General features: G+C 66.8%; 17 protein-coding genes. 12 read left to right on the top strand and 5 right to left on the bottom strand.

Annotation, left to right across the window (positions count from 1 at the left end; genetic code table 11):
• The first annotated feature begins 34 nt into the window (after positions 1–34).
• The 10 genes from H4W27_RS11165 (at position 35) to H4W27_RS11120 (ending at position 13,609) form a co-directional block, all read left to right on the top strand.
• Complete coding sequence (locus tag H4W27_RS11165; protein WP_192595994.1) at positions 35–1,765, top strand: dihydroxyacetone kinase family protein; 1,731 nt, start codon at positions 35–37, stop codon at positions 1,763–1,765.
• Positions 1,762–2,538: a triose-phosphate isomerase gene (locus H4W27_RS11160; protein WP_192595993.1), complete on the top strand. Its 777-nt coding sequence runs from the start codon at positions 1,762–1,764 to the stop codon at positions 2,536–2,538. The genes H4W27_RS11165 and H4W27_RS11160 overlap by 4 nt, the downstream gene beginning before the upstream one ends.
• A gap of 107 nt (positions 2,539–2,645) precedes the next feature.
• On the top strand, positions 2,646–3,602 hold the full coding sequence (locus H4W27_RS11155) for a sugar phosphate isomerase/epimerase family protein (RefSeq protein ID WP_192595992.1): 957 nt from the start codon (positions 2,646–2,648) through the stop codon (positions 3,600–3,602).
• Positions 3,603–3,678: 76 nt separating this feature from the next.
• On the top strand, positions 3,679–4,647 hold the full coding sequence (locus H4W27_RS11150) for a 3-hydroxyacyl-CoA dehydrogenase family protein (protein WP_192595991.1): 969 nt from the start codon (positions 3,679–3,681) through the stop codon (positions 4,645–4,647).
• A complete protein-coding gene (locus H4W27_RS11145; RefSeq protein WP_192595990.1) occupies positions 4,644–6,047 on the top strand; it encodes a GntP family permease in 1,404 nt (467 codons plus the stop codon). The genes H4W27_RS11150 and H4W27_RS11145 overlap by 4 nt, the downstream gene beginning before the upstream one ends.
• Before the next feature lie 53 nt (positions 6,048–6,100).
• Positions 6,101–7,408, top strand: coding sequence for an extracellular solute-binding protein (locus H4W27_RS11140; protein WP_192595989.1), 1,308 nt, complete (start codon positions 6,101–6,103; stop codon positions 7,406–7,408).
• Positions 7,409–7,866: 458 nt separating this feature from the next.
• A complete protein-coding gene (locus H4W27_RS11135; protein WP_192595988.1) occupies positions 7,867–9,162 on the top strand; it encodes an extracellular solute-binding protein in 1,296 nt (431 codons plus the stop codon).
• A gap of 84 nt (positions 9,163–9,246) precedes the next feature.
• The gene (locus tag H4W27_RS11130; RefSeq protein WP_192595987.1) at positions 9,247–10,158 is read left to right on the top strand and encodes a carbohydrate ABC transporter permease; all 912 of its coding nucleotides are present in this window, start codon (positions 9,247–9,249) and stop codon (positions 10,156–10,158) included.
• Positions 10,158–11,096, top strand: coding sequence for a carbohydrate ABC transporter permease (locus tag H4W27_RS11125; RefSeq protein WP_225939093.1), 939 nt, complete (start codon positions 10,158–10,160; stop codon positions 11,094–11,096). The genes H4W27_RS11130 and H4W27_RS11125 overlap by 1 nt, the downstream gene beginning before the upstream one ends.
• A gap of 146 nt (positions 11,097–11,242) precedes the next feature.
• A complete protein-coding gene (locus tag H4W27_RS11120; protein WP_318782321.1) occupies positions 11,243–13,609 on the top strand; it encodes a glycoside hydrolase family 3 N-terminal domain-containing protein in 2,367 nt (788 codons plus the stop codon).
• 140 nt (positions 13,610–13,749) lie between these two features.
• Here H4W27_RS11120 and xylB read toward each other — a convergent pair whose 3' ends face one another.
• Both xylB and xylA read right to left on the bottom strand, forming a co-directional pair.
• Positions 13,750–15,195 carry a xylulokinase gene (gene xylB / locus H4W27_RS11115; protein ID WP_192595985.1) on the bottom strand — a complete coding sequence of 482 codons (1,446 nt, stop codon included), beginning with the start codon at positions 15,193–15,195 and terminating at the stop codon, positions 13,750–13,752.
• A 135-nt stretch (positions 15,196–15,330) separates the two neighbouring features.
• The gene (gene xylA, locus H4W27_RS11110) at positions 15,331–16,512 is read right to left on the bottom strand and encodes a xylose isomerase (RefSeq protein WP_192595984.1); all 1,182 of its coding nucleotides are present in this window, start codon (positions 16,510–16,512) and stop codon (positions 15,331–15,333) included.
• A 109-nt stretch (positions 16,513–16,621) separates the two neighbouring features.
• On the opposite strand from xylA, the gene H4W27_RS11105 reads away from it, so the two are divergent.
• The gene (locus tag H4W27_RS11105) at positions 16,622–18,001 is read left to right on the top strand and encodes an ROK family protein (protein ID WP_318782320.1); all 1,380 of its coding nucleotides are present in this window, start codon (positions 16,622–16,624) and stop codon (positions 17,999–18,001) included.
• Between the two features lie 22 nt (positions 18,002–18,023).
• Here the strand turns inward: H4W27_RS11105 and H4W27_RS11100 are convergent, their stop codons facing one another.
• Positions 18,024–19,226 (bottom strand): aldose epimerase family protein, encoded by a 1,203-nt coding sequence (locus H4W27_RS11100; protein ID WP_192595983.1) that lies wholly within the window; start codon positions 19,224–19,226, stop codon positions 18,024–18,026.
• Between the two features lie 245 nt (positions 19,227–19,471).
• Here H4W27_RS11100 and H4W27_RS11095 point away from each other — a divergent pair, with 245 nt between their 5' ends.
• Positions 19,472–20,332: an HAD family hydrolase gene (locus tag H4W27_RS11095; RefSeq protein ID WP_225939092.1), complete on the top strand. Its 861-nt coding sequence runs from the start codon at positions 19,472–19,474 to the stop codon at positions 20,330–20,332.
• A 64-nt stretch (positions 20,333–20,396) separates the two neighbouring features.
• On the opposite strand, the gene H4W27_RS11090 is transcribed toward H4W27_RS11095, so the two are convergent.
• Both H4W27_RS11090 and H4W27_RS11085 read right to left on the bottom strand, forming a co-directional pair.
• Positions 20,397–20,774, bottom strand: coding sequence for a DUF427 domain-containing protein (locus H4W27_RS11090; RefSeq protein ID WP_192595982.1), 378 nt, complete (start codon positions 20,772–20,774; stop codon positions 20,397–20,399).
• 128 nt (positions 20,775–20,902) lie between these two features.
• The gene (locus H4W27_RS11085; protein ID WP_192595981.1) at positions 20,903–22,618 is read right to left on the bottom strand and encodes a carbon starvation CstA family protein; all 1,716 of its coding nucleotides are present in this window, start codon (positions 22,616–22,618) and stop codon (positions 20,903–20,905) included.
• Positions 22,619–22,630 lie beyond the last annotated feature (12 nt).

Genomic DNA, 22,630 nt, shown 5'->3' with positions numbered 1-22,630 from the left:
GACGGCGTGCAGATCCGGGATCACGAGGACTGCCATGACTTACCTGCTCAACTCCGCATCTGATTTTTCGCACGAGGCTGTGCTCGGCTTCGCGGCGGCCAACCCCCAGTACGTCTCCGCTGTGCACGGTGGTGTCGTGCGCAGCACAGAGACTCCCCGGGACCAGCCGGCGCTGGTGATCGGTGGCGGGTCCGGGCACTACCCCGCCTTCGCCGGATGGGTCGGACCGGGCATGGGCCACGGTGCGCCCTGCGGCAACATCTTCTCTTCGCCCTCGGCCTCCCAGGTCTATTCGGTGGCGCGCAACGCGGAGAACGGAGGGGGCGTCCTCATGGGCTTCGGCAACTACGCCGGCGACGTGCTGCACTTCGGCGCCGCCGCAGAGAAGCTCCGCGCCGAGGGCGTCGACGTGCGCATCATCCGGGTCAGCGACGACATTGCTTCGAACAGCAGGGAGAATCACCGCGACCGTCGAGGCATTGCGGGAGATCTGTCGGTCTTCAAGATCGCGGGCGCCGCCATCGAAGCCGGTGCGGATCTCGACGAGGCGGAGCGGATCGCGTGGAAGGCCAATGATGCGACCAGGTCCTTCGGGGTGGCCTTCGACGGCTGCACCCTGCCGGGTGCTCAGGACCCGCTCTTCCACGTGCCTGAGTCCACGATGGGCGTCGGTCTCGGCATCCACGGTGAGCCCGGGATACGTGACCTCGCCATGGGGACCGCCCGCGAGGTCGCGGACCTGCTCTTCGAAGGCATCCTCGAAGAGGTGCCCGAGGATCGGACCGGTCGTGTCGCCGTCGTGCTCAACGGACTGGGGCGAGTCAAGTACGAGGAGCTCTTTGTGGTCTACGGCCGACTCGCCGAGCGGCTCGACGATGCCGGACTGACCCCGATCCAGCCCGAGGTGGGGGAGTTCGTCACCAGCCTGGACATGGCCGGACTGTCCCTGACCCTGGTGTTCCTCGACGAGGAGCTTGAGCGACACTGGACCGCCCCCGTCGACACCCCCGCCTATCGCCGAGGAGACCTCCGCGAGCTGCCTGCGAAGAACGAGCACGCGACCCGGACTGAGTTCTTCACACCAGGCGCGGAGCCCGTGCCCACCGCGACTGCGGAGTCACGCAGCCTGGCAGCCTCGCTCCACGAGATCGTGAAGCTGCTCGAAAGCGTCTGCGCCGAGCATGAGGACGAGCTCGGCCGCCTGGATGCGGTGGCCGGCGACGGCGACCATGGACAGGGAATGGTCCTGGGCAGCCGAGGAGCCGTGGAGGCAGGACGCGAAGCGCTCAACCGCGGCGCCGGGGCCAGGACGCTGCTGGTCCACGCGGGCACAGCCTGGGCCGAATCGGCCGGGGGCACCTCCGGGGCGCTCTGGGGGTCGGCGCTCACGGCCGCCGGACGGGCACTCTCCGACGATGCCAGCGCGGACGCCGCAGCTGGAGTCGAGGCGCTGCTCAACGCCGTGGAGGCCGTGCAGCGCCTCGGGGGCGCCAAGCTCGGAGACAAGACCATGGTGGACGCGGCGGCGCCCTTCGCTGCGGAGCTGCAGGCACGCTTCGAGGGCGGTGCAGACCTGCCTTCCGCTCTGACATCCGCCGCCGGCGTGGCCACCCGTGCGGCAGCGGAGACAGCGGAGCTGCGGGCGAGGCTTGGTCGTTCCCGCGTGCTGGGGGACAAATCACTGGGCACCCCTGATCCAGGTGCCACCTCTTTCGCGCTGCTGATGGAGGCCCTGGCCGAGCACCTGAAGAAGGCATCCCGATGAGGCGCTGGATCGGCACCAGCTGGAAGATGAACAAGACCATCGGTCAGGCGCGCGCCTACGCCCGCGGGCTCAGGGCAGAGCTGAGCGATCGCGGCGAGATGCTGGACCGGGTGCAGCCATTCGTCATTCCCCCCGCCACGGCGCTGGCTGCCGTCACCGAGGAGATGGGCCCCCTGGCCAACATGGCCGGCGGGATCAGGATCGGCGCGCAGAACGCGCACTGGGAGGACAGCGGAGCCTGGACCGGAGAGCTCTCCATCCCGCAGGTCAAGGACGCAGGTGCCACGCTCATCGAGATCGGTCACTTCGAGCGCAGAGAACACTTCGGCGAGACCGTGGAGACCACGAGCTGGAAGGTTCAGGCGGCAGTCCGCCATGGACTGACGCCGTTGCTGTGCATCGGTGAATCGACCCAGATCCGCGAGGCGGGCAAGACCGCGACCTTCCTGCTGGACCAGACCCGGGGGGCCCTCAGTGCGCTCACCGTGGAGCAGATGAGCCGCGTGATCATCGCCTATGAGCCGATCTGGGCCATCGGCGCACAGGGCCGTCCCGCCAAGGTCGGCGAGCTGCGCGAGCCCTTCGATGTCCTCGCCCACGAGTACGGAGGGCGTACAGAGGCCCTGCTCTACGGCGGCTCGGTCACGCCCGGGAACGCTTCCGAGCTGCTGGGCATCCCGGGCGTCAACGGGCTCTTCGTCGGACGATCGGCGTGGACCCTGTCGGGATATCTCGAGCTGCTGGAAGTCGCCGCAGCACCCGAAAACCCCTAGACCCGGCCGATCCGGGCTCTCTGGAAGCGTCTCAGCACCCTGTGACGCTTGACACACGAAGTGAAGTGCTCAAGTATGAACCTCGCACGCACGTTTGAAGGGAACAAATGTTCACAGCAGCCACATGGCCCATCGCCGGCAATATGCTCGCCTTCGGAGGCAAGACCTCTGAGGGAGTTCCGGTCTGGCAGGCAACAGCGACCTACTGGTCCGACTGTCTGCGCCAGATGCGTGAGCTCGGGTTCGATCACATCGACCCCACCGACGCCTGGTTGCCCCTGCAGAAGCTCTCCGCTCCGCGCCTGGGGGAGTTCAAGCAGGTCCTGTCCGACGAGGGCCTGAAGATCTCCTCCATCTCGATGACCCGCAACTCGGTCATCGACCGCGAGCATGGCGAGGCGAATCTCGCCGACGCCCACAGGCTGATCGACATCGCCCCCGAATTCGGAGCGAGCATCGTCAACACTGGATTCATGCAGGCGCTGACCCCGGAGCAGCAGAACGCGCTCTGGTTCTGGCTCGCGGAGGGCCACCACGATGATCCCGCACTGCGTCCGCTGGCCGTGGAGCGGATCCGCGAGCTCGGTGACCACGCCCAGGCCAACGGGATTGAGCTCAGCCTCGAGATGTATGAGGACACCTTCCTCGGCACTGCCGATGAGGCCGTGGCATTCCACGCGGACGTCAACCACCCAGCCGTGGGCCTCAACCCTGATCTCGGCAACTTCATCCGGCTGCATCGCCCCATGCCGGCATATGAAGAGATGTTCGAGAAGGTGCTCCCACATGCAAACTTCTGGCATATCAAGAACTACACCCGAGACGAGGATCCGGCGGTCGGCGGATACTCCTCGGCGCCCATGCCGCTGAAGCACGGCCTGATCAACTACCGCAAGATCATCCGCCGCGCACTGGAGCTCGGCTACTCCGGCCCGTTCTGCTGCGAGCACTACGGGTCGGACTCCATCGGGGTCTGCGCCGAAAACCGTGACTACATCCAGCAGATCCTCACCTCGGCCGAGAGCAGTCCGCTCCTCGCCGCGTCCCGCGCCGACCAGGCCTGAGGCCCGCGGGGAGGATCCCGTGAACATCCCACAGACACCATTGCGAACCACATCTGACGAAAGAGACCTGAGAACCATGGCTAAGACCATCAACACCGTGACCGTCGTCGGCGCAGGATATATGGGCGGCGGCATCGCCCAGACCCTCGCACTGGCGGACCTGAGCGTCGAGATCGTCGACGTCGACGTCGAGGCCGCCAAGAAGGGGCTCGCCCGACTGCTCCACGAGGCCCAGGAGTTTGAGGACCAGGGCCTGTACGAAGCCGGCTCCACCGAGACCATCAAGAAGAACCTCACCGCAGGCCGGACCCTGGAAGAGGCCGTGGCGGACGCCGACTTCATCGAAGAAGCCGTCTTTGAGTCTCCCGAGGTCAAGCGCGAGGTGCTGGGCAAGATCTCGCAGCACGCGCGTGCAGACGCCATCATCGGCACGAACACCTCCACCATTCCTGTGCATGTGCTGGTCTCGGCGGTCAAGAACCCCGAACGATTCCTCACCGTGCACTTCTCCAACCCGGCCCCCTTCATCCCCGGTGTCGAGCTCGTCTCCGGCGAGGCCACCAGGCCGGACGTGGTCGAGGCCGTCAAGGATCTCCTTGCCCGGGCAGGTCGCGAGGGTGCTGAGGTGGCGGACACGCCCGGCATGGTGCTGAATCGCCTGCAGTACGCGCTGCTCAAGGAGGCGGCGTCAGTCGTCGAGGAAGGGATCGCGAGCGCAGAAGACGTGGACACGGTCGTGCGCACCACCTTCGGATTCCGGCTCGGCTTCTTCGGTCCCTTCGCGATCGCCGACCAGGCCGGACTCGATGTCTACGCCAAGGGCTTCAGCACTCTCTCCGAGGCTTACGGGGAACGCCTGGCGCCCCCGAAGCTGCTCGCCGAGAACGTCGACGCCGGCCGTCATGGCGTCAAGAACGGAAAGGGATGGACCGGGGACTTCGACGAGGAGACCAAGGCCGCGGTGATCGCCTACAGAAACAAGGCCTACGCCCGCATGGGTGATCTGCTGCGCGAGCTCGGCCCAGCACCGAAGGGCAAGAAGTGACAGATGACCTGACGCTCGCCTTCGAGCTGCCCACCCCGGCCCTGCTGGCCCTGGCGCTGGGTTCCATCATCCTGCTTCTGGTGCTGATCGTGAAGGTCAAGCTCCACGCCTTCTTCTCGCTGATCATCGTCTCGCTGATCACCGCTCTGGCGGCCGGCATCGGGGTCGGCGACGTCCTCTCCGTGGTGGTCGACGGCTTCTCCACCACAGTGGGCAACGTCGCCCTGCTCATCGGCTTCGGCGCTGTGCTCGGACGTCTGGTCGAGATCTCCGGCGGCGCTCAGGTGCTGGCGGACAAGATGCTCGCGACCTTCGGGGAGAAGCGAGCGCCCCTGGCCCTTGCCGTGGCCTCGCTGTTCTATGCCTTCCCGATCTTCCTCGACGCAGGATTCATCGTCATGCTGCCGGTGATCTACACCGTGGCGCGGCGGCTCGGCGGCAGCTTCATGCTCTATGTGCTGCCTTCCATCGGTGCATTCCTGATGATGCATGCGCTGACCCCGCCCCACCCCGGGCCGACGGCGGCCGCCACGGTCATGGGCGCAGACATCGGGCTGGTGCTGATCGTCGCCATGATGGTGGGCATCCCCACCTGGTACTTCGCTGGCTACCGCCTCGGACTGGTGATGGCCAAGGGCTACCCGAACTTTCCGGTCCCGAACCTCTTCGGCGAGTCCAGGGTCACCGAGGAGTATGCGCGGCCCGCCTTCGGCACCGTCATCTTCGCGCTGCTCCTGCCGCTGGCGCTGATCTTCTACAACGCACTGTCCAACACGCTGGAAGCTGATGGGCGGATCAGCGAGGACAGCTTCGGCTACGCGCTGTCCCAGCTCATCGGCCCCACACCGGTGGCGCTGCTGATCGCAACTCTGGCCGCGATGTACCTGCTCTTCATCAAGCCGCGCAGGGGCTCGGGCGGACTCGGCGACGCGATGTCTGACCTGATAGACAACGCGCTCGCGCCGGTCTGCTCGATCATCCTGATCACTGGTGCCGGCGGAGCCTTCGGCGCCGTGCTCACCGCCACCGGAATCGGCGGCTCCATCGCCGAGGGCCTGGACGCGATGGGGCTGCCGGTCATCCTGGCGGGCTTCCTGGTCGCCGTGGTCATCCGCGTGGCGCAGGGCTCAGCGACGGTGGCCGCGACTACAGCGGGCGGAATCATGGCTCCCGGTGTCATGGAGCTGGGACTTGACGGCTTTGCCCTCGCCGCCCTCGTGGTCGCCATCGTGGCGGGCTCGATCACCTTCTCGCACTTCAACGATTCCGGATTCTGGCTGGTGGGTCGCTTCTGCGGCTTCGACACGATCACGACCCTGAAGACCTGGTCTGTCATGGCCACCGCCATCGGCTTCATGGCCTTCTTCCTCAGCTGGGGCGTCTACGCCATCGCAGCATGAGGGTCCACGTAATGCACGACAACTCGCAACTGATGAGAAAAGGAACGATTTCTATGTGGGGACGAAAAGCAAGACTCAGCACTGCAGTTCTGGCAGCAGGGGCACTCTTCGGAGTCTCAGCCTGCGGCGGCGGCGATGGCGGAGGAGACTCCGGCTCCGCAGAGCCCGATGCCTGGGTGCTCAACGGCGGCGTCTGGAACGTCGTGGAGGAGGACTTCGAGGCCTGGAACGAGGAGAATCCCGATCAGGCCTTCACCGTCGAGAGCTTCGCCAATGACATCTACAAGGACCGCATCCGCACGGCGGTGGGCTCCGGCGAGGCTCCCACGCTGATCGTCGGCTGGACCGGCGGCGGTCTGCTGGAGTATGTCGAGGGCGACTATGTCGCCGACATCACCGAAGACACCGAAGAGCTGCGCGAGGGCCTGATCGAATCCGTCGTGGCCAACGGCGAGGTCGACGGCTCCACCTACGCGGTGCCGATGAACAACGTCCAGCCCGTGGTCATGTACTACAACCAGGAGGTCTTCGACGACGCCGGCATCGAGGTGCCCACCGACTGGGACGAGCTGCTCGAAGCAGTGGAGGTCTTCCAGGAGGAGGGTGTGCATCCGTTCTCCCTCGCCGGAGGCTCCCTCTGGCCCATGTTGATGTGGGCCTCCTACCTGACCGACCGCATCGGAGGCCCCGAAGCCTTCGATGCAGTCGTTGCCGGAGAGCCCGATGCCTGGTCGCACCCCGCCATCATTGAAGCCCTGGAGCGCTGCCAGGAACTCGTCGAGGCAGGGGCGTTCGACCCCGGCTTCGCCTCGGTCGTCGCGGACAACAACGAAGACGCCCACCTGGTCGCGGACGGTCTCTCCGCCATGGTGCTCCAGGGCTCCTGGGTCTACTCCCGTCTGCTCGAGGAGAGCCCGGAGTTCATGGAGTCCGGCAACCTCGGCGTCACCACCTTCCCGGAGATCGAGGGCGGCGAGGGGGATCCGAACAGCATCGTCGGCAACCCCGCCAACTTCTGGTCCGTCTCCGCCAATGCCACCGAGGAGGAGCAGCAGGCAGGCGTCGATTACCTCTCAGAGTGGCTCTTCAACGACGAGTATGTCGACGGCATGCTCGAGACCGGCAACATTCCCCCGCTCAAGGGCCTCGAGGACAAGATCGCCGAGACCGAGGACCCTGAGTTCCTGAGCTTCGCCTACGGCATCGTCCAGGATGCTCCCAACTTCCAGCTCTCCTGGGACCAGGCCGTGGACCCGAGTCAGGAGCGTCCGCTGCTGGAGAACCTGGGCCAGATCTTCGCCGGGGACATCACCCCCGAGGAGTTCGCGGCCAACATGAACGAGACTCAGCCCACCGACTGAGCCTGCTGAGCCGCTTCTGCAGCGGGGCCCGGTCGGCGCGCACTGCGCTGGCGATCGGGCCCCGCGACCAGAACCACCACCTCGCCTGGGGTGCTCCTGCACCAGGGTTCTCCGTGCCCCTGCACCAGGGTTCTCGGTGCTTCCGCACCAGGGTTCTCCGTGCTCCTGCACCGGGGTGCTCGGTGTTTCCTCACCCGGGTTCTCCGTGTTGCACCAGCGTGACGCCGGTCATCTGTTGTGTCTTGACACACACCCAGCGGCTATTTAGTCTTACGGCAAGACGAAATCCAGATCACAGTCTGCGCCAGCTCACTCCGGGCTTTCCAGACACGGATTTGGTTTGGACTTCGGCCCTGTGCCGCTGAGCCTCCCCACCCGGCCGATCCGGAGTGATGCAGAGCGCTTGGCCATGTACCGGTACAGAGCCGGAGCTCGCCCTGATGAGAAAGGACGCAACGATGCGTAGAACAACTCGAGTAGCCACAGCAGGCCTCGGCGTGACCTCCCTCCTGGCCCTCTCGGCCTGTGGCGGCGGAGACGGTGGCGGAGACGGTGGCGGCGACGCCGAGGCGAACGCCTGGATCCTCACCGGAGGCGGCTGGCCCGCCATCGAAGAGGACTTCAACCGCTGGAACGAATCCAACGAAGATGCACAGATCGACGTCGAGGGCATCGAGAACGACTCCTATAAGGGCCAGATCCGCACCGCGGTCGGCTCCGGGGAAGCTCCGACCCTGATCATGTCTTGGGCCGGCGGCGCGCTCCTGGAGTATGCCGAGCAGGACGCCATCATGGATCTCACCGGGGAGACCGGGGACCTCGAGGAGCGGGTCTTCGAGTCGGTCTGGCAGAACGGTCAGGTCGACGGCAGCACCTACGCAGTGCCGCTGAACGATGTGCAGCCGGTCGTCATGTACTACAACCAGGAAGTCTTCGACGAAGTCGGCCTCGAGGTCCCTGAGACCTGGGCCGAGGTCGAGGAGGCCATCGATGTGTTCAACGAGAACGACGTCGCTCCCTTCTCCCTGGCCGGCGGTTCCGTCTGGCCGGCACTGATGTGGCTGCAGTACCTCACCGACCGCCACGGCGGCGAAGAGGTCTTCCAGGCAGTCGTTGAAGGTGAGGAGGGCGCGTGGGACAACGAGTCCATCCTGTTCGCTCTGGAGACCATGCAGGACCTGGGCGAGAACGGCGGCTACATCGACACCTACAACTCCGTCACCGCCGATCAGAACGAGGACGCCCAGCTGCTCGCCGACGGCCAGGCCGCCATGCTGCTGCAGGGTTCCTGGGTCTACGCGACCATCAACCAGGACTTCCCCGAGTTCGCCGAGTCGGGCAACTTCGGCTTCACCTCCTTCCCCACCCTGGAAGACGGTGCCGGCGATCCGTCGAACATCACGGGCAACCCCGCCAACTTCTGGTCGGTCTCCGCTGACGCCTCGGAGGAGGAGCAGCAGATCGCCACGGACTACATCAGCGAGAACCTCTACAACGAGGAGACCGTGGACGCGATGCTTGAGGCCGGCTCGCTGCCGCCGCTCAACGACATCGAGGAAGAGATCGCTGAGACCGAGGACGCTGAGTTCCTCGAATTCTCCAGCGAGCTGGTCGGCGAGGCCAACAACTTCCAACTCTCCTGGGACCAGGCAGTCGCACCCGAGGTGGCCCAGCCGCTGACGGACAACCTGTCCCAGATCCTCCGCGGGGACATGACCCCCGAGGAGTTCGTCGAGGCGATGAACTCCCTCTGACGGCCCCAGATCGGTTCGGGGCGGCCACCTTCGGCCGCCCCGAACCGATCGTCTTTCCCCTCAACAAGAATCTGAATCGAGCTCATGACTGAAACCGCTGCTCGAAGCAAGGCCTCCGGGCTGGGCCACAAGGGACCCTCGTTCCTGATGGCAGTGCCCGCTGTCCTCTTCTTCGGAATATTCGCCCTGATCCCGCTCATCGGCGTCGTGGTCATCTCCTTCATGGAGTGGAACGTTCTGGGCTCCCCCACCTGGGTGGGGCTGAGCAACTGGACGGCAGTCCTCTTCGACCGTCCCTTCACCTGGACCGCGCTGAGCCTGACCCTCGTGTTCGTCGTGGGCTCCTACCTCTTCCAGGCGCCCGTCGCGCTGCTGCTCGGTGTCTTCATGGCAGGCCAGCAGCGTTACCGCGCCCTGCTCGCGGTCCTCTACTTCCTGCCCCTGCTGTTCTCATCGGTGGCCGTGGGTCTGACCTTCCAGTCGCTGTTCTCTCCGAACTACGGACTCTCTGCGGCACTGCCCTTCGAGTGGCTGCCCAATGATTGGCTGGCCAACTCGGATCTGGTCATGTGGGTGATGATCTTCGTGGTCGGCTGGTGCTTCGTCCCCTTCCACGGCCTCCTCTATCAGGCCGGAGTGCGCCAGATCCCGGCGTCCATGTACGAGGCCGCCACCATCGACGGGGCAGGCCGCCTGCGGCAGTTCTTCTCCATCACTCTGCCGCAGCTGCGCTACACCATCATCACCTCCTCCACGCTGATGCTGGTCGGCTCGCTCACCTACTTCGATCTGATCTACGTGCTCACCGGGGGACAGCCTGCTGATGCGGTGCGCATCCTGCCTCTGGACATGTACGTGACCGGATTCGCCTCATACAACCTCGGCTACGCCTCGGTCATCGCGGTGATCCTCGTAGCCATCGGACTGACCCTCTCCCTCTTGCTGAACGTCCTTTCGGGCTCCTCCAAGATGGACAGCGACAAGGCAGGCGCATGATGACCCACGCAGCAAGCACACAGTCAGCGACCCCCGAGGCCGGCAAAGGCGTCCCTGCCGAGGTGCCGGGAGCAGACCGGGGCGACATCAAGCAGAACAAGGTCCGACGCACCGGCGCCCCCGGGGAGAAGCCGAACATCCTCGCTGGGATCGGCGGCTGGCTCTGGCTGGCGGTCATCATCCTGCCCATCTACTACATCTTCATCACCTCGTTCCGCACCAGCGAGGACCTCCGAGCCAGCAACCAGCTGCTGCCCTCGACGAACCCCACGATCGCACCGTTCATCAAGGTGCTGCAGAACGACTTCCTGCACTACTTCAGCAACTCGGTCATCGTGACGCTCTCCACCGTGGCCGTGGTGCTCTCGGTCTCGGTGATGGCGGCGTACTACATCACGCGCTCGACCACCCTGGGCGGCAAGCGCCTCTTCCAGATCATTCTGCTCGGAATCGCGATCCCGGTGCAGGCCACGATCATCCCGGTGTACTACCTGATCCAGCAGCTGGGCATCTATGACACTCTCTGGGCGCTGATCCTGCCGCAGATCGCCTTCGCGATCCCGCTGAGTGTGCTCATCATCGTGAACTTCGTCCGCGACATCCCGGCAGAGCTCTTCGAGTCGATGAAGGTCGACGGGGCGGGTGAATGGCGGATCCTCTTCTCCCTGGTGCTGCCCATGGCGAAGCCGGCCCTGATGACCGTGGGCATCTACCAGGCCCTGCAGGTGTGGAACAGCTTCCTGTTCCCACTGGTGCTCACCCAGAGCAGCGATGTGCGCGTGCTGCCGCTGTCCCTGTGGGAGTACAGCGGCCAGTTCGGCATCGACGTGCCGGCCACCCTGGCCGCCGTCGTGCTCTCCGCGCTGCCGCTGCTGGTGGTCTATATATTCGCCCGCCGACATATCGTCGCCGGTCTGACTGCCGGCTTCGGCAAGTGACCGTCGGCTCAACCTGCTGACCCCACGGTGAAGCTGTCGATCTGGAGATCGGCAGCTTCGCTGTGCCTGCAATCAAGACGGCAGCCACGCTGCGCCTGCAACGAAGACGGCAGCTCCGCTGCGCTGACAAACCAAGGAGTTCATACGTGAGCAAGCAGACCCCCGAACGCATCACAGGCCCATGGAACGACCCGTCGCTCTCGGCGCAGGAGCGTGCAGATGCGCTGCTGGCGGAGATGACGCTGGAGGAGAAGGTCTCCCAGCTCGGCTCGCACTGGGAGATGCGCGAGGACAAGGACGCTCAGGGCGAGGTCGCCCCGATGGAGGACGCGATGTCCTCCGGCAAGCTGCCCTTCGAGTCCGAGATCATCGACGGCGAGGGTCACCTGACCCGCACCTATGGCACGGTGGCACTCTCCGTGTCCGAAGGCGCCGCAGATCTGCGCAGACGCCAGTCAGCGGTGGTGGCGGCGAACCGCTTCGGCATTCCCGCGATCGCCCACGAGGAGTGCCTCACCGGCTACACCGCGTATCAGGCCACGGTCTATCCGACGTCGCTGGCCTGGGGAGCCACCTTCGACCCCGAGCTGATCGAGGAGATGGCCGCCGCGATCGGTGCGGACATGGCCGCCACCGGTGTCCAGCAGGGGCTCTCCCCGGTGCTCGACGTGGTCCGCGACGCCCGCTGGGGCCGAGTGGAGGAGACCATCGGTGAGGATCCCTACGTGATCGGCACCCTCGCCACCGCCTATGTGAAGGGTCTGCAGTCGGCCGGGATCATCGCCACGCTCAAGCACTTCGCCGGCTATGCAGCGTCTCGGGCGGCGCGCAACCACGCCCCGGTGCACATGGGTCGCCGCGAACTGATCGACCTCATCCTCTACCCCTTCGAACTTGCCGTGCGGGAGGGAAAAGTCGGATCGGTCATGAACTCATATGCCGACATCGACGGCGAGGCTCCGGCCGCCTCCCACTGGCTGCTCACCGAGGTGCTGCGCGAACAGTGGGGCTTCGAGGGCACTGTGGTCGCCGACTACTGGTCCGTGGCCTTCCTGGAGAAGATGCACCGCGTGGCCGCCGATCAGGCGGAGGCCGCCCGACTTGCCATCACCGCCGGTCTCGATGTGGAGCTTCCGCACACCGGCGGCTACCGCACCCTGCCCCAGCAGGTCCGCGACGGACTGCTCGAGGAGTCGGTGCTCGACACCTCCGTGCGCCGGGTGCTGCGGCAGAAGGCCGAGCTCGGTCTCCTCGACCGCGGTGACGACGACGCCGACTGGTCCCCTGCGATCGACGAGTCGGTGAACCTGGACTCCCCGGGCAACCGCGACCTGGCCCGCAAGGTGGCCGCCAAGTCCCTGGTGCTGCTGAAGAACGACGGCGTGCTGCCGTTGAGCCCCGCCTCCCAGGCGGCGAAGCGGATCGCCGTGGTCGGGCCCTCCGCCGATGAGCCGCGCACCATGATGGGCTGCTACTCCTTCCCCAACCACGTGCTGGCGAAATACCCCGCCGGCACCTTCCCGCACAAGGGAATCGGCGTGCCGATGCCATCGGTGCAGGAATCTCTGCGCGAGACCTATTCCGAGGCTGAGGTCACCTACAGCTATGGCTCGCCGATCGTGACCCACGACGACAGCCAGATCCCAGAGGCCGCAGCGTCGGCCGCAGCGGCGGACATCGCCGTGGTGACCGTGGGCGATCTCGCCGGCATGTTCGGTGCCGGGACCTCCGGCGAGGGCTGTGACGTCGAGGACCTCAGGCTCCCCGGGGCCCAGCACGAGCTGGTCGAGGCCGTCCTGGCCACCGGCACCCCGGTGGTGCTCGTGGTCATCTCCGGACGTCCCTACGCGCTGGGCGGGCTGGCCGAGCGCTGCGCCGCCGTCGTGCAGGGCTTCTTCCCCGGCGAGGAGGGCGGACCTGCCATCGTGGATCTGCTCAGCGGAGCCATCGAGCCCACCGGACGGCTCCCCATCGGCGTCCCGGTGCATCCGGGAGGCCAGCCCAGCGGCTACATCGCCGCCCCGCTCGGACTCAACAGCCAGGGCGTCTCCAACCTCGACCCCACGCCGCTGTATCCCTTCGGCCACGGGCTGAGCTACACCACGGTGGAGTACTCGGAGCTCTCAGTCTCGGCCGCCGAGCTTGCCGTGGACGGCGCAGCACAGGTGTCGGTGACGGTGAGCAACACGGGCGCCCGCCCGGCCGACGAGGTCGTGCAGCTCTACTTCGGCGACCGCGTGGCCTCCGTGGCCCGCCCGGTGCGCCAGCTGCTCGGCTACGCCAAGGTGGAGCTGGATCCCGGCCAGAGCCGCACGGTGACCTTCGAGGTCCACGCGGACCGCTTCTCCTTCACCGGCGTGGACCATCGCCGGATCGTGGAGCCCGGTGCGATCGATCTCTGGGCGGGGCGTTCCGTGGGGGACCTGCCGCTGCAGACTGAGCTGCATCTCACCGGAGCCGTCCGGGAGATCCAGGGCCAGCGCGTGCTGACCACTCCGGCCACCGTGAGCTAGACGCTCCGCACGTCCCACTGAGACAGAGAGCCCCCGCCAAGTCGATGGCGGGGGCTCTCTGTGTCTTGGCGGCGGTGTGTCTTGCAGGCTGTGTGTCGCCACGGCCTGCGAACCGCTGGACGCTGGCGCGGATCAGGACATCAGTGCTTCTCGGCGATCAGCGACCGGCGGGCAGCATAGGTCTCGCGCACCTCTGGAGTGGGGGTGCCGCTGATGGTCTCAGACTCCACGGTGGTCCAGGACGGCGCCTCGGCCGCACCCGAGAGCACCCATGCCGCTTGCCGGGCGGCACCATCGGCCACGTACTCGCCGGGGGCGGGCACCTGGACCTCGCGGCCGAAGATCGCGGGTGCGATCTGCTGCACGGCTGCGGAGCGGGCAGCCCCACCGATGAGCTTGATGGACTGGACCGGAACGCCCAGCGAGGTCATCGCCTCCAGTCCGTCGGCGAGACCGCAGAGCAGCCCCTCCACGGAGGCGCGGGCCACATCCTGCGGGTTCATCGACGCCAGCGTGAGTCCCACGAAGGACCCGGTGGCGTGGGGCAGGTTCGGGGTCCGCTCTCCCTCGAGGTAGGGCACCAGGGTCAGACCATGTGCGCCCGGTTCGGCGGCCAGAGCAAGTTCGGCCAGGCCGTCGTGGTCCACCCCGAGCATGCGCGCGGCGCCGTCCATGACCCGTGAGCCGTTGAGCGTCACCGCCAGCGGCAGGAACTCGCCGGTGGCGTCGGCGAAGCCGGTGACCATCCCGGAGGGATCCTGGATCGGCCGGGGGGAGACGGCGGAGACCACGCCCGAGGTGCCGATCGAGATCGCGACGTCGCCGGTGCTCATGCCCAGTCCCAGAGCGGCCGCGGCGTTGTCCCCGGCCCCCGGGCCGAGGACCAGGTGGCCCCAGCCCCGTGCGGCATCGCCGGTGCCCACCTGTTCCCGGTGACCACAGACGCGGGGGAGGATGATGGCCCTCGCGGACGCCTCGCTGATCCGCAGCGCCTGGGCCAGCAGGTCATGGCGGTAGGTGCCCGCGGCCGTGTCGAAGTACCCGGTGCCCGAGGCATCCGAGCGATCGGTGGCCAGGTCGTTGAGGTCTGTGGAGCCGGAGAGCTTCCAGGTCAGCCAGTCATGGGGGAGTGCGACGGCGGCCACGCGTCCGGCGTTCTCCGGTTCAGCATCGGCCAGCCAGCGGAGCTTGGTCACGGTCAGCGAGGCCACCGGCACCGAGCCGGTCATGGTCGTCCATGCGGCCGCGCCCTCGGATCCGCCCCCGTGCTCGGCGATCAGCTGGGCGGCGGCATCGGCGGAACGGGTGTCGTTCCACAGCAGCGCATCCCGGATGACCTCGCCGTGGGCGTCGAGGGCGACCATCCCGTGCTGCTGACCGCCCACCGACGCTGCGGAGACATCGGCGAGTCCGCCGGCGGACTCGATGGCGCGCAGAAGGACGTCCCACCAGGCGGCGGGGGCGACCTCGGTGCCCTCCGGATGTTTGGCGGAGCCGGTGCGCACCAGTGCTCCGGTCTCGGCGTCGCGGATGACGACCTTGCAGGACTGGGTGGAGGAATCTATTCCTGCGACGAGTGTGGGCACCGCAGTCTCCTTTCTTGAAGCCGCCCGTCAGGGCCGCCTCGGGGTGGGTCAGGAACGCTCAAGAGGATCTCACAGCGGTGGCCGGCCGCCCCAGAACACTGGGGCGACCGGCCACGGGCGAAGCTCAGCTGAGAATCAGCCGATCAGGTGCTTCATCGCCAGCTGGTTCAGGTTCACGAAGCCGTAGTCGCGCTCCGCCGCCTTGTCCACGTCGAACTTCTCGTAGGTGGAGGTGTCGGCGAGGAAGTCGCTCAGCGACTCTCCGGCGGCCAGCGTGGGCTCGCCGAGCTCGTAGACGCCCGAGGCCTTCAGCGCCGCCTGCACCTCTGGGTCCGCGCGGAATGCCTTGGACTTGTCGGCCAGCATGGTGACCATCTCGACGTTGGCCCTCGCGGAGTCCCAGATGCCCTGCACGTAGTCCGTGCGGGAGGGCTTGTAGTCGAAGTGCAGCCAGCCGTCATACTTCGGCCCGCCACCGGGGAAGCCGTTGACCAGCAGGTCGATGGTGAAGAACGCGGAGGCCAGCTCGCCGTGGCCGAAGACCAGGTCCTGGTCGTACTTGATGGAGCGCTGACCATTGAGGTCGATGTGGAAGAGCTTGCCCGCCCACAGCGCCTGTGCGATGCCGTGGGTGAAGTTCAGCCCGGCCATCTGCTCGTGGCCGGTCTCCGGGTTCAGTCCGACGATGTCGCCATGCTCGAGCTTCGCGATGAAGCCCAGCGCGTGACCGATGGTCGGCAGGAAGATGTCGCCGCGGGGCTCGTTGGGCTTGGGCTCCAGCGCGATGCGCAGATCGTAGCCCTTGTCCTTGATGTAGCTGGCGATGGTGTCCACGCCCTCGGCGTAGCGCTCGTGCGCGGCGAAGAGATCCTTGGAACCGTCATACTCGGCGCCTTCGCGGCCGCCCCACATGACGAAGGTCTCGGCGCCGAACTCAGCGGCGCGGTCCACATTGCGCAGCAGCTTCCGCAGGCCGAAGCGGCGCACGGAGCGATCATTGGAGGTGAGTCCACCGTCCTTGAACACCGGGTGCGAGAAGGTGTTGGTGGTGACCATCTCGACCTTCAGGCCGACCTCATCGGCGACGTCCTTGAAGCGGCTGAAGTACTTCTCCCGCTCGGAGTCGTCGGTGCCGAAGGGGGCGACGTCGTCGTCATGGAAGGTGACGCCGGAGGCTCCGGCCTCCTTCAGCTTGGGCAGGTACTCCCATGGCTCGAACTCGGGCCGCGAGGCCGAGCCGAACTGGTCCTGGGCGGTCCATCCGACGGTCCAGAGACCGAAGGAGAGCTTGTAGTCTGATGCTGGCGTCGACGCCATGGGGGCCTCCTGCAAGGGGTAGTTCCGGGGTGCACCGGGAGAGCTGTGACCCGGCACTCATTTTGTTTCTAGATGAAACCTAAATCGTATTGGGGCTAAGATCAAGTCCGTGACCCAAGACACTTCCAGCAGAAGGACCGGACCGAGGCCCAGCACCGCCTTCGGCGTGACCTCGCGCGGTTCGCTGGCGCGCCTGGGTCGCAGCTCGGGGACCGAACCTTCAGGCTACGCTCGTGCACCACGGATCGAGGGGGCCGCGCCCGCCCACAGCTCACGTCCTGGCGCGCGCCAGGAGACGCTGCGCGAGTCCAACCTGTTGCTGCTGACCGAAGAGATCTTCTCCGCCGTGGAGCCGCTCTCCCGCGCCGACCTCGCACTGCGCACCGGGATGACCCGCTCCACCGTCTCCCGACTCGTGGATGACCTGCTGGCGGCGGGAATCATCCGCGAAGGATCACCTGTGGTCGGGGGCGGCTCCCGCGGCCGTCCCGCCGTCCCGCTGCACCCCGCCCGCGCCACCCTGGCCGGTCTCGGTGTGGAGATCAGTGTGGACTTCATGGCGGCACGAGTCCTGGACCTCACCGGAGAGACTCTGGCCGAGGAGATCATCGACGGCGACTTCCGCGGCTCCGATCCCCAGGAGGTCCTTCCGCGGGCCGGTTCGATGGCGATCCGGGTGGCCCGTGCGGCTGAGGCCCGGGGCGCCACAGTGGTCGGCACCGTGCTGGCGCTGCCGGGGCTGATCGGCGCCGATGAGCACTCTCTGGTGTTGGCACCGAACCTGGGCTGGCGCGGAGTGGACGCTGTGCCGCTGCTGGTGGGCGAGGATCGTGAGGTCTTCGGAGGCTTCATCCACGCCGCCAACGAGGCCAAGCTCGCCGCGCTGGCCGTGGCCCAGGAGCTGGCAGCCGCTGACCAGCAGGAACAGACCTTCCTCTACGTCTCCGCCCAGATGGGCATCGGCGCCGCAGTGGTCATCGAATCGGTGGTCGACGTGGGGCAGCACGGCTGGGCGGGAGAGATCGGCCACATCTCGGTGGAGCCCGCGGGCCCGCAGTGCGGCTGTGGGGCGCTCGGATGCCTGGAGACCTATGCCGGCAAGCGCTCGCTGCTGGCGGCCGCGGACATGGACCACACCGCAACAGCTGAAGAGCTGGTGGCCCGCAGTCAGCGTGATGACGACGCCGGCCGCACCGCCTGCGCAGCGATCGACCGTGCCGGATGGGCGCTCGGCGTGGCACTCGCCGGCGCGATGAACCTCTTGGACGTCCATGACATCGTGCTGGGCGGGGTCTACGGTCCGCTGGCAGACATGCTGCGTCCGCGGATCGAGGAGGAGCTCAACTCCCGGGTGCTCTCCGCACAGTGGAGCACCTTCCGCGTGCGCACCACTGCAGGACAGCCCGCGCCCGCGGCCACCGGCGGCGCGCTGCGAGCCATGCGCTGCGTGGTGGACGCCCCGCTGCAGTGGGTCCCGCAGCCGCTCTGAGCCCGGAGAAGTCCGGCCGAGCTCAGTCGATGCGGATGGCTTCGATGCTGTAGCCCATCCGGAACCACTCGCCGGGGACCAGGTGGACGAGGTCCTCACCGGAGTTCAGCGCATTCGGCGGGCAGCTCATCGGCTCGACCGCCACCCCGGCGCGGTCGATCTGCTCGCCGGTGTAGACCTGCACCCAGGGGGAGTCCGCGATCATCCGGACGACCAGGCCGGAGGGCCCGTGGATGAGCTCTGCGGTCCATCCCTCCTCCGGAAGATCCGTGAAGGCGTGATCGATCCGACGCCCGGAGAGCAGCGGCCCGTTGCTCAGGTCGAAATCACCGGTGACGGCTGTGCGCCCGGTGACCCCGCCGTCGGCGGAGGTCGTCAGCATCGTTCGGGCCGGCAGGCGCAGGCGGCATTCGCGCAGCGAGGCCCCGCCTGCGGTGAGGTACGGGTGGAAGCCGGCGCCGAAGGGAGCCGTCTGCGGGCCGGCCGGTGTGCCGGCCTGCTCCGAGTCGCTGTCATCAGCCGCTGCGGCGAGGGCATCGGCGCTGCCCTCGTGATCGGCGCTGCTCTCGTGATCGGCGTCGACATCGTCGTCCGCCGCGCCTTCGCCGTAGGCACTGCCCTCATCGCCGGCGCTGGCCTCGTCGTCAGCATCGGCTTCGGCGTCGTTCTCCTCACCGGCGCTGGTCTCGTCATCGGCATCGGCACCGGCATCGGCTTCGGTGGCGGTCTCCTCGTGCTCCTGGGCCTCGGCGGCGGAGGCCTGGGACTCCTCGGCGAGGAGCGCGTGCTCGTCGGCGGGGCTGTAGCGCGCCATGAGCGTCGCCGTGAGGCCGACGTCGGAGGTCACCCGGTAGATCAGGGCGATGTCGAGTCCGAAGGGGTAGCCCGCGGAGGGTTCCAGGGTTCCCTGCAGCTGGACCTCAGAGTCCTTGTGCGCCTGCACGTGCAGCGGGAGGTCGAACATGAGTCCATGGATTGCGGCACCGGTGGCCTCCTCATTGACCGGCAGCGTGTAGTCCCGGCCCGCATAGGAGTAGGTCCCGCCCTGAGTCCGGTTGGGCCAGGGTGCCAGCACGGCGCCTGCGAAGGCTCCCTCGGTGTTGTGGTCTGCGGGAACGACGAGCTCGTCCTCATGGTGCCGCAGACCCAGCAGCTGACCGCCAAGGAGGCTGATCTCTGCCGTGTATCCGCCGCCGGTGATGGATACCGAGTTCGTCGCGTCCATATCTGGTGCCTCCTGTGAAGCGTCGCAGTCCTCCGCGTCTGCCAGCCACCGTCCTGACCAGGCTGAGGACCGGACGGACTGTGATGAAGAGACGGAAAGTTACATGTAGGCCAACACTACCCAAAAGGCTATAGTTCGACCTCTTTGCGCGGGGGTGCGGCGCGGTGAGGGTGTGAGACTGACCGATGAGGCATAATGGTCGGTTACCCTTTCGAACGAGTGTGAAGACGATGAATATATCTGCAATGACAGCTTCTGAAGAATTCGCAATCCCCGCCGCGGGGTCAGGCGGCAGCTTCTCCCATGCCCAGGGGAAGAAGATGGTGTGCCTGGACGTGGACGGGACGATCGTCCATCACGATGGACGGATGTCCGACGCCGTCAAGGAGATCGGACGCGCGCTGGTGGCCGAGGGTCATACCGTCGTGGTCTCCACGGGCCGGTCACTGCCGGCCACTCTGCCGGTGGTGGAGACCTTCGGCATCGAGCACGGCTACGCGGTGTGCAGCAACGGCGGTGTCACCGTGCGGATCGACGCCACGCTCGAAGACGGCTACGAGGTGCTGGACCGGCGGATCTTCGACCCCGCTCCAGCCCTGGACGCCCTGGTCGCGCGGCTGCCCAACGCCCGCTATGCCATCGAGACCTCTGTCGGGGACTTCCTCTCCACCGAGCGCTTCGAGGACATGTCCTTCGGCCTGGACGCCCGCGGCGTCAGCTTCCAAGAGATGAAGAGCGCCGAGGCCGTGCGCCTGGTCGTCAACTCCACCGACTCCACCGCTGAGGAGTTCACCGAGGCGGTGAAGGACATCGGCCTGCAGGGGGTCACCTATTCGGTGGGGTGGTCTGCGTGGCTGGACATCGCCGCCGCCGGAGTCAGCAAGGGATCCTCGCTGGAGGTCCTGCGGGAACGGCTCGAGGTCCCCGCGGCGGACACAGTGGCCGTGGGAGACGGCCGCAATGACATCGAGATGCTGCGCTGGGCCACCCGCGGAGTAGCCATGGGCCAGGCGCCCCAGGAGGTCATCGACGCGGCCGACGAGGTCACCGCGCCCGTGGAGCAGGATGGGCTCGTCTCCGTGCTTCAGCGCGTGCTCGAGCGCTGAGAACAGCCGCTCCTCGCGGGCGGCCTGCGGACCAGTCCGGCGTCAGTCCCGCCTCACTGCGGGCTCACTGCGGCCCCGCCGTGACCTCCACCCGGTCAGGATAGAACGCGAGGTGGTCTCTGATCTCGGCCACGGCCTTGTGCGGGTCCTCGTAGGTCCAGACCACGTTCGTGAGCTCACCGTCGGCGGAGAGCACCGTGAAATAGTGCGCCTCGCCCTTATAGGGGCAGTACGTCTCATGCTCCGTCTGCCGAAGCTGCGCCATCTCCACGTCGGCGCGGGGGATGTAGTAGGCGATCGGGTACCCCTGCTCACGCAGGACGAGGGCAGAACGTGTGTCCGCGATCATGACTCCACGCGCTGTGACGGTCACGCGCTCTGCGCTGGCGGTGACGCTGATGGGGTGCTCGGGACCTGGGTGGAGGACCAATTTCTCGCTCATGTCTGTGGACAACCACGCCGCCGTGCGCGCCATTCCGCTCCAACGGCATCGAGTGGGCGATCTGCGGGATCTCCAGGCGGCCAGCGCCGGAGAAAGTCCCTCAGATCGCCCACTCGATGGGGCGAGGACTAGCGCAGCGGCAGCTTCTCATCCTCGGTCAGCGCCACATCGTCCTCGGGCTCCTTCTCCCCGCGCCATGCCCGCTTCATGGACATGATGCATTCGGCGAGGACCCAGACCGCGGCGAAGATGATGATGACGTTGAGCGTGAACAGCAGCCACTCTCCTTCGGTGAAGAAGCTGAACACCTGGACCACTGCGGCGTAGGAGCTCATCGCCAGCACGAAGGCCATCGGGATGAGCACCGGCAGGAACGGGCGGTTCTTCTTCATCAGCATCACCACGATGATGCCCAGGGTCAGCGAGGCCAGCAGCTGGTTGGTGGTGCCGAACAGCGGCCAGATCAGCATGCCGCCCGAACCGTCGGCGCCCTGCGAGAACGTCAGGCCGCCGCCGATGACGATCACGATGAGCGTGGCCGAGATGACACCGATTCGCACCTTGGCCAGCTCGCCGATCTCCTGGACCACGAAGCGCATCAGGCGGACGCCGGTGTCCATGGTGGTGGCCGCGAAGAGCACGGCCATGGTCGCCAGGATGGTGGCCGAGAGTCCCTCCGGGATGCCCAGGCCGGCGTTGACGATGGTCGCGCCGCCTTCCACGAAGTTCCCGACCGGGTTGTCGTTGAAGGAGGCGTAGACCTCTTCCCACTGGGCCAGGGTCTGGAACCCGGCGGTGGTGGCGATGATGGCACCCAGAGCGAGCAGTCCCTCGCCCACGGCGCCGAAGTAGCCGACGAACCGGGCGTCGGACTCCCTGTCGAGCTGCTTCGAGGTCGTCCCGCTGGCCACTGTGCCGTGGAAGCCGGATATCGCCCCGCAGGCGATCGTCACGAACAGCAGCGGCACCATGGACGGCGTGCCCTCGGGCAGATTCGTGTTGATGGCGGGCGCCACGATCGTGGGGGTCGCGATCAGCGTGGCGCCGTAGAGGATGCCCAGTCCGATGAACAGCTGCACCCCGTTGATGTAGTCGCGCGGCTGCAGCAGCACCCACACCGGCAGCAGCGAGGCGATCCCGGCGTAGAGGAACAGCACGACGATCCAGACCCCGTTCGGTGCCAGGCCGAAGGTGCTCTCCGGAAGCTCGATGGGATAGGAGTTGCCCAGCACGATCAGTCCATAGAGGGCGATGACGCCCACGATCGTCACTGCCAGAAGGTTCCAGCGGAACCGGTAGATCGCCTGACCGACCAGCAGGGCCACGATCAGCGCGCCCCAGGTCGGGATGACCGATCCCGGCTGGGAGACCAGCAGGTTGGAGATCACCACGGCGAAGGCCGCCACGACCATGAGCAGCAGCAGGAAGACCACCACCAGGAAGAGGTTGCGGCCGCGGGCGCTGATATAGCGTCCGGAGAGGGTGCCGATGGACTGGCCGCGGTTGCGCTGCGAGGCCCAGAGCGCGCCGAGATCATGCATCCCGGCGATGAACACGGTGCCGATCGTGACCCACAGGAAGGCCGGGAGCCAGCCCCAGATGACCGCGACCGCCGGGCCCACGATGGGAGCCGCGCCGGCCACTGAGGTGAAATGGTGGCCCCAGAGCACGTAGCGGTTGGTCGGAATGAAGTCCACGCCGTCGTTGAACTGGTGCGAGGGGGTCTTGAACTCGGCGTTGAGCTTATAGACCTTCCTGGCCAGGAAGCGCGAATACAAGAAATAGCCGGCGAGCATCATCGCGACGCCGATGATGGCGATGACCAGGGAGTTGAGTCCGTCCATCTTCTCCTCCTC

This window comes from Nesterenkonia lutea, assembly GCF_014873955.1.
GTDB lineage: Bacteria > Actinomycetota > Actinomycetes > Actinomycetales > Micrococcaceae > Nesterenkonia > Nesterenkonia lutea.
Note: the sequence above shows the minus strand (reverse complement) of the source record. Positions and strands in the feature narration are given on the sequence as shown.

Coding starts and splice junctions, on each gene's coding strand:
- H4W27_RS11165 (WP_192595994.1), top strand. CDS start 35: ATGACTTACCTGCTCAACTCCGCATCTGATTTTTCGCACGAGGCTGTG.
- H4W27_RS11160 (WP_192595993.1), top strand. CDS start 1,762: ATGAGGCGCTGGATCGGCACCAGCTGGAAGATGAACAAGACCATCGGT.
- H4W27_RS11155 (WP_192595992.1), top strand. CDS start 2,646: ATGTTCACAGCAGCCACATGGCCCATCGCCGGCAATATGCTCGCCTTC.
- H4W27_RS11150 (WP_192595991.1), top strand. CDS start 3,679: ATGGCTAAGACCATCAACACCGTGACCGTCGTCGGCGCAGGATATATG.
- H4W27_RS11140 (WP_192595989.1), top strand. CDS start 6,101: ATGTGGGGACGAAAAGCAAGACTCAGCACTGCAGTTCTGGCAGCAGGG.
- H4W27_RS11135 (WP_192595988.1), top strand. CDS start 7,867: ATGCGTAGAACAACTCGAGTAGCCACAGCAGGCCTCGGCGTGACCTCC.
- H4W27_RS11130 (WP_192595987.1), top strand. CDS start 9,247: ATGACTGAAACCGCTGCTCGAAGCAAGGCCTCCGGGCTGGGCCACAAG.
- H4W27_RS11125 (WP_225939093.1), top strand. CDS start 10,158: ATGACCCACGCAGCAAGCACACAGTCAGCGACCCCCGAGGCCGGCAAA.
- xylA (WP_192595984.1), bottom strand. CDS start 16,512: ATGGCGTCGACGCCAGCATCAGACTACAAGCTCTCCTTCGGTCTCTGG.
- H4W27_RS11100 (WP_192595983.1), bottom strand. CDS start 19,226: ATGGACGCGACGAACTCGGTATCCATCACCGGCGGCGGATACACGGCA.
- H4W27_RS11095 (WP_225939092.1), top strand. CDS start 19,472: ATGACAGCTTCTGAAGAATTCGCAATCCCCGCCGCGGGGTCAGGCGGC.
- H4W27_RS11090 (WP_192595982.1), bottom strand. CDS start 20,774: ATGAGCGAGAAATTGGTCCTCCACCCAGGTCCCGAGCACCCCATCAGC.
- H4W27_RS11085 (WP_192595981.1), bottom strand. CDS start 22,618: ATGGACGGACTCAACTCCCTGGTCATCGCCATCATCGGCGTCGCGATG.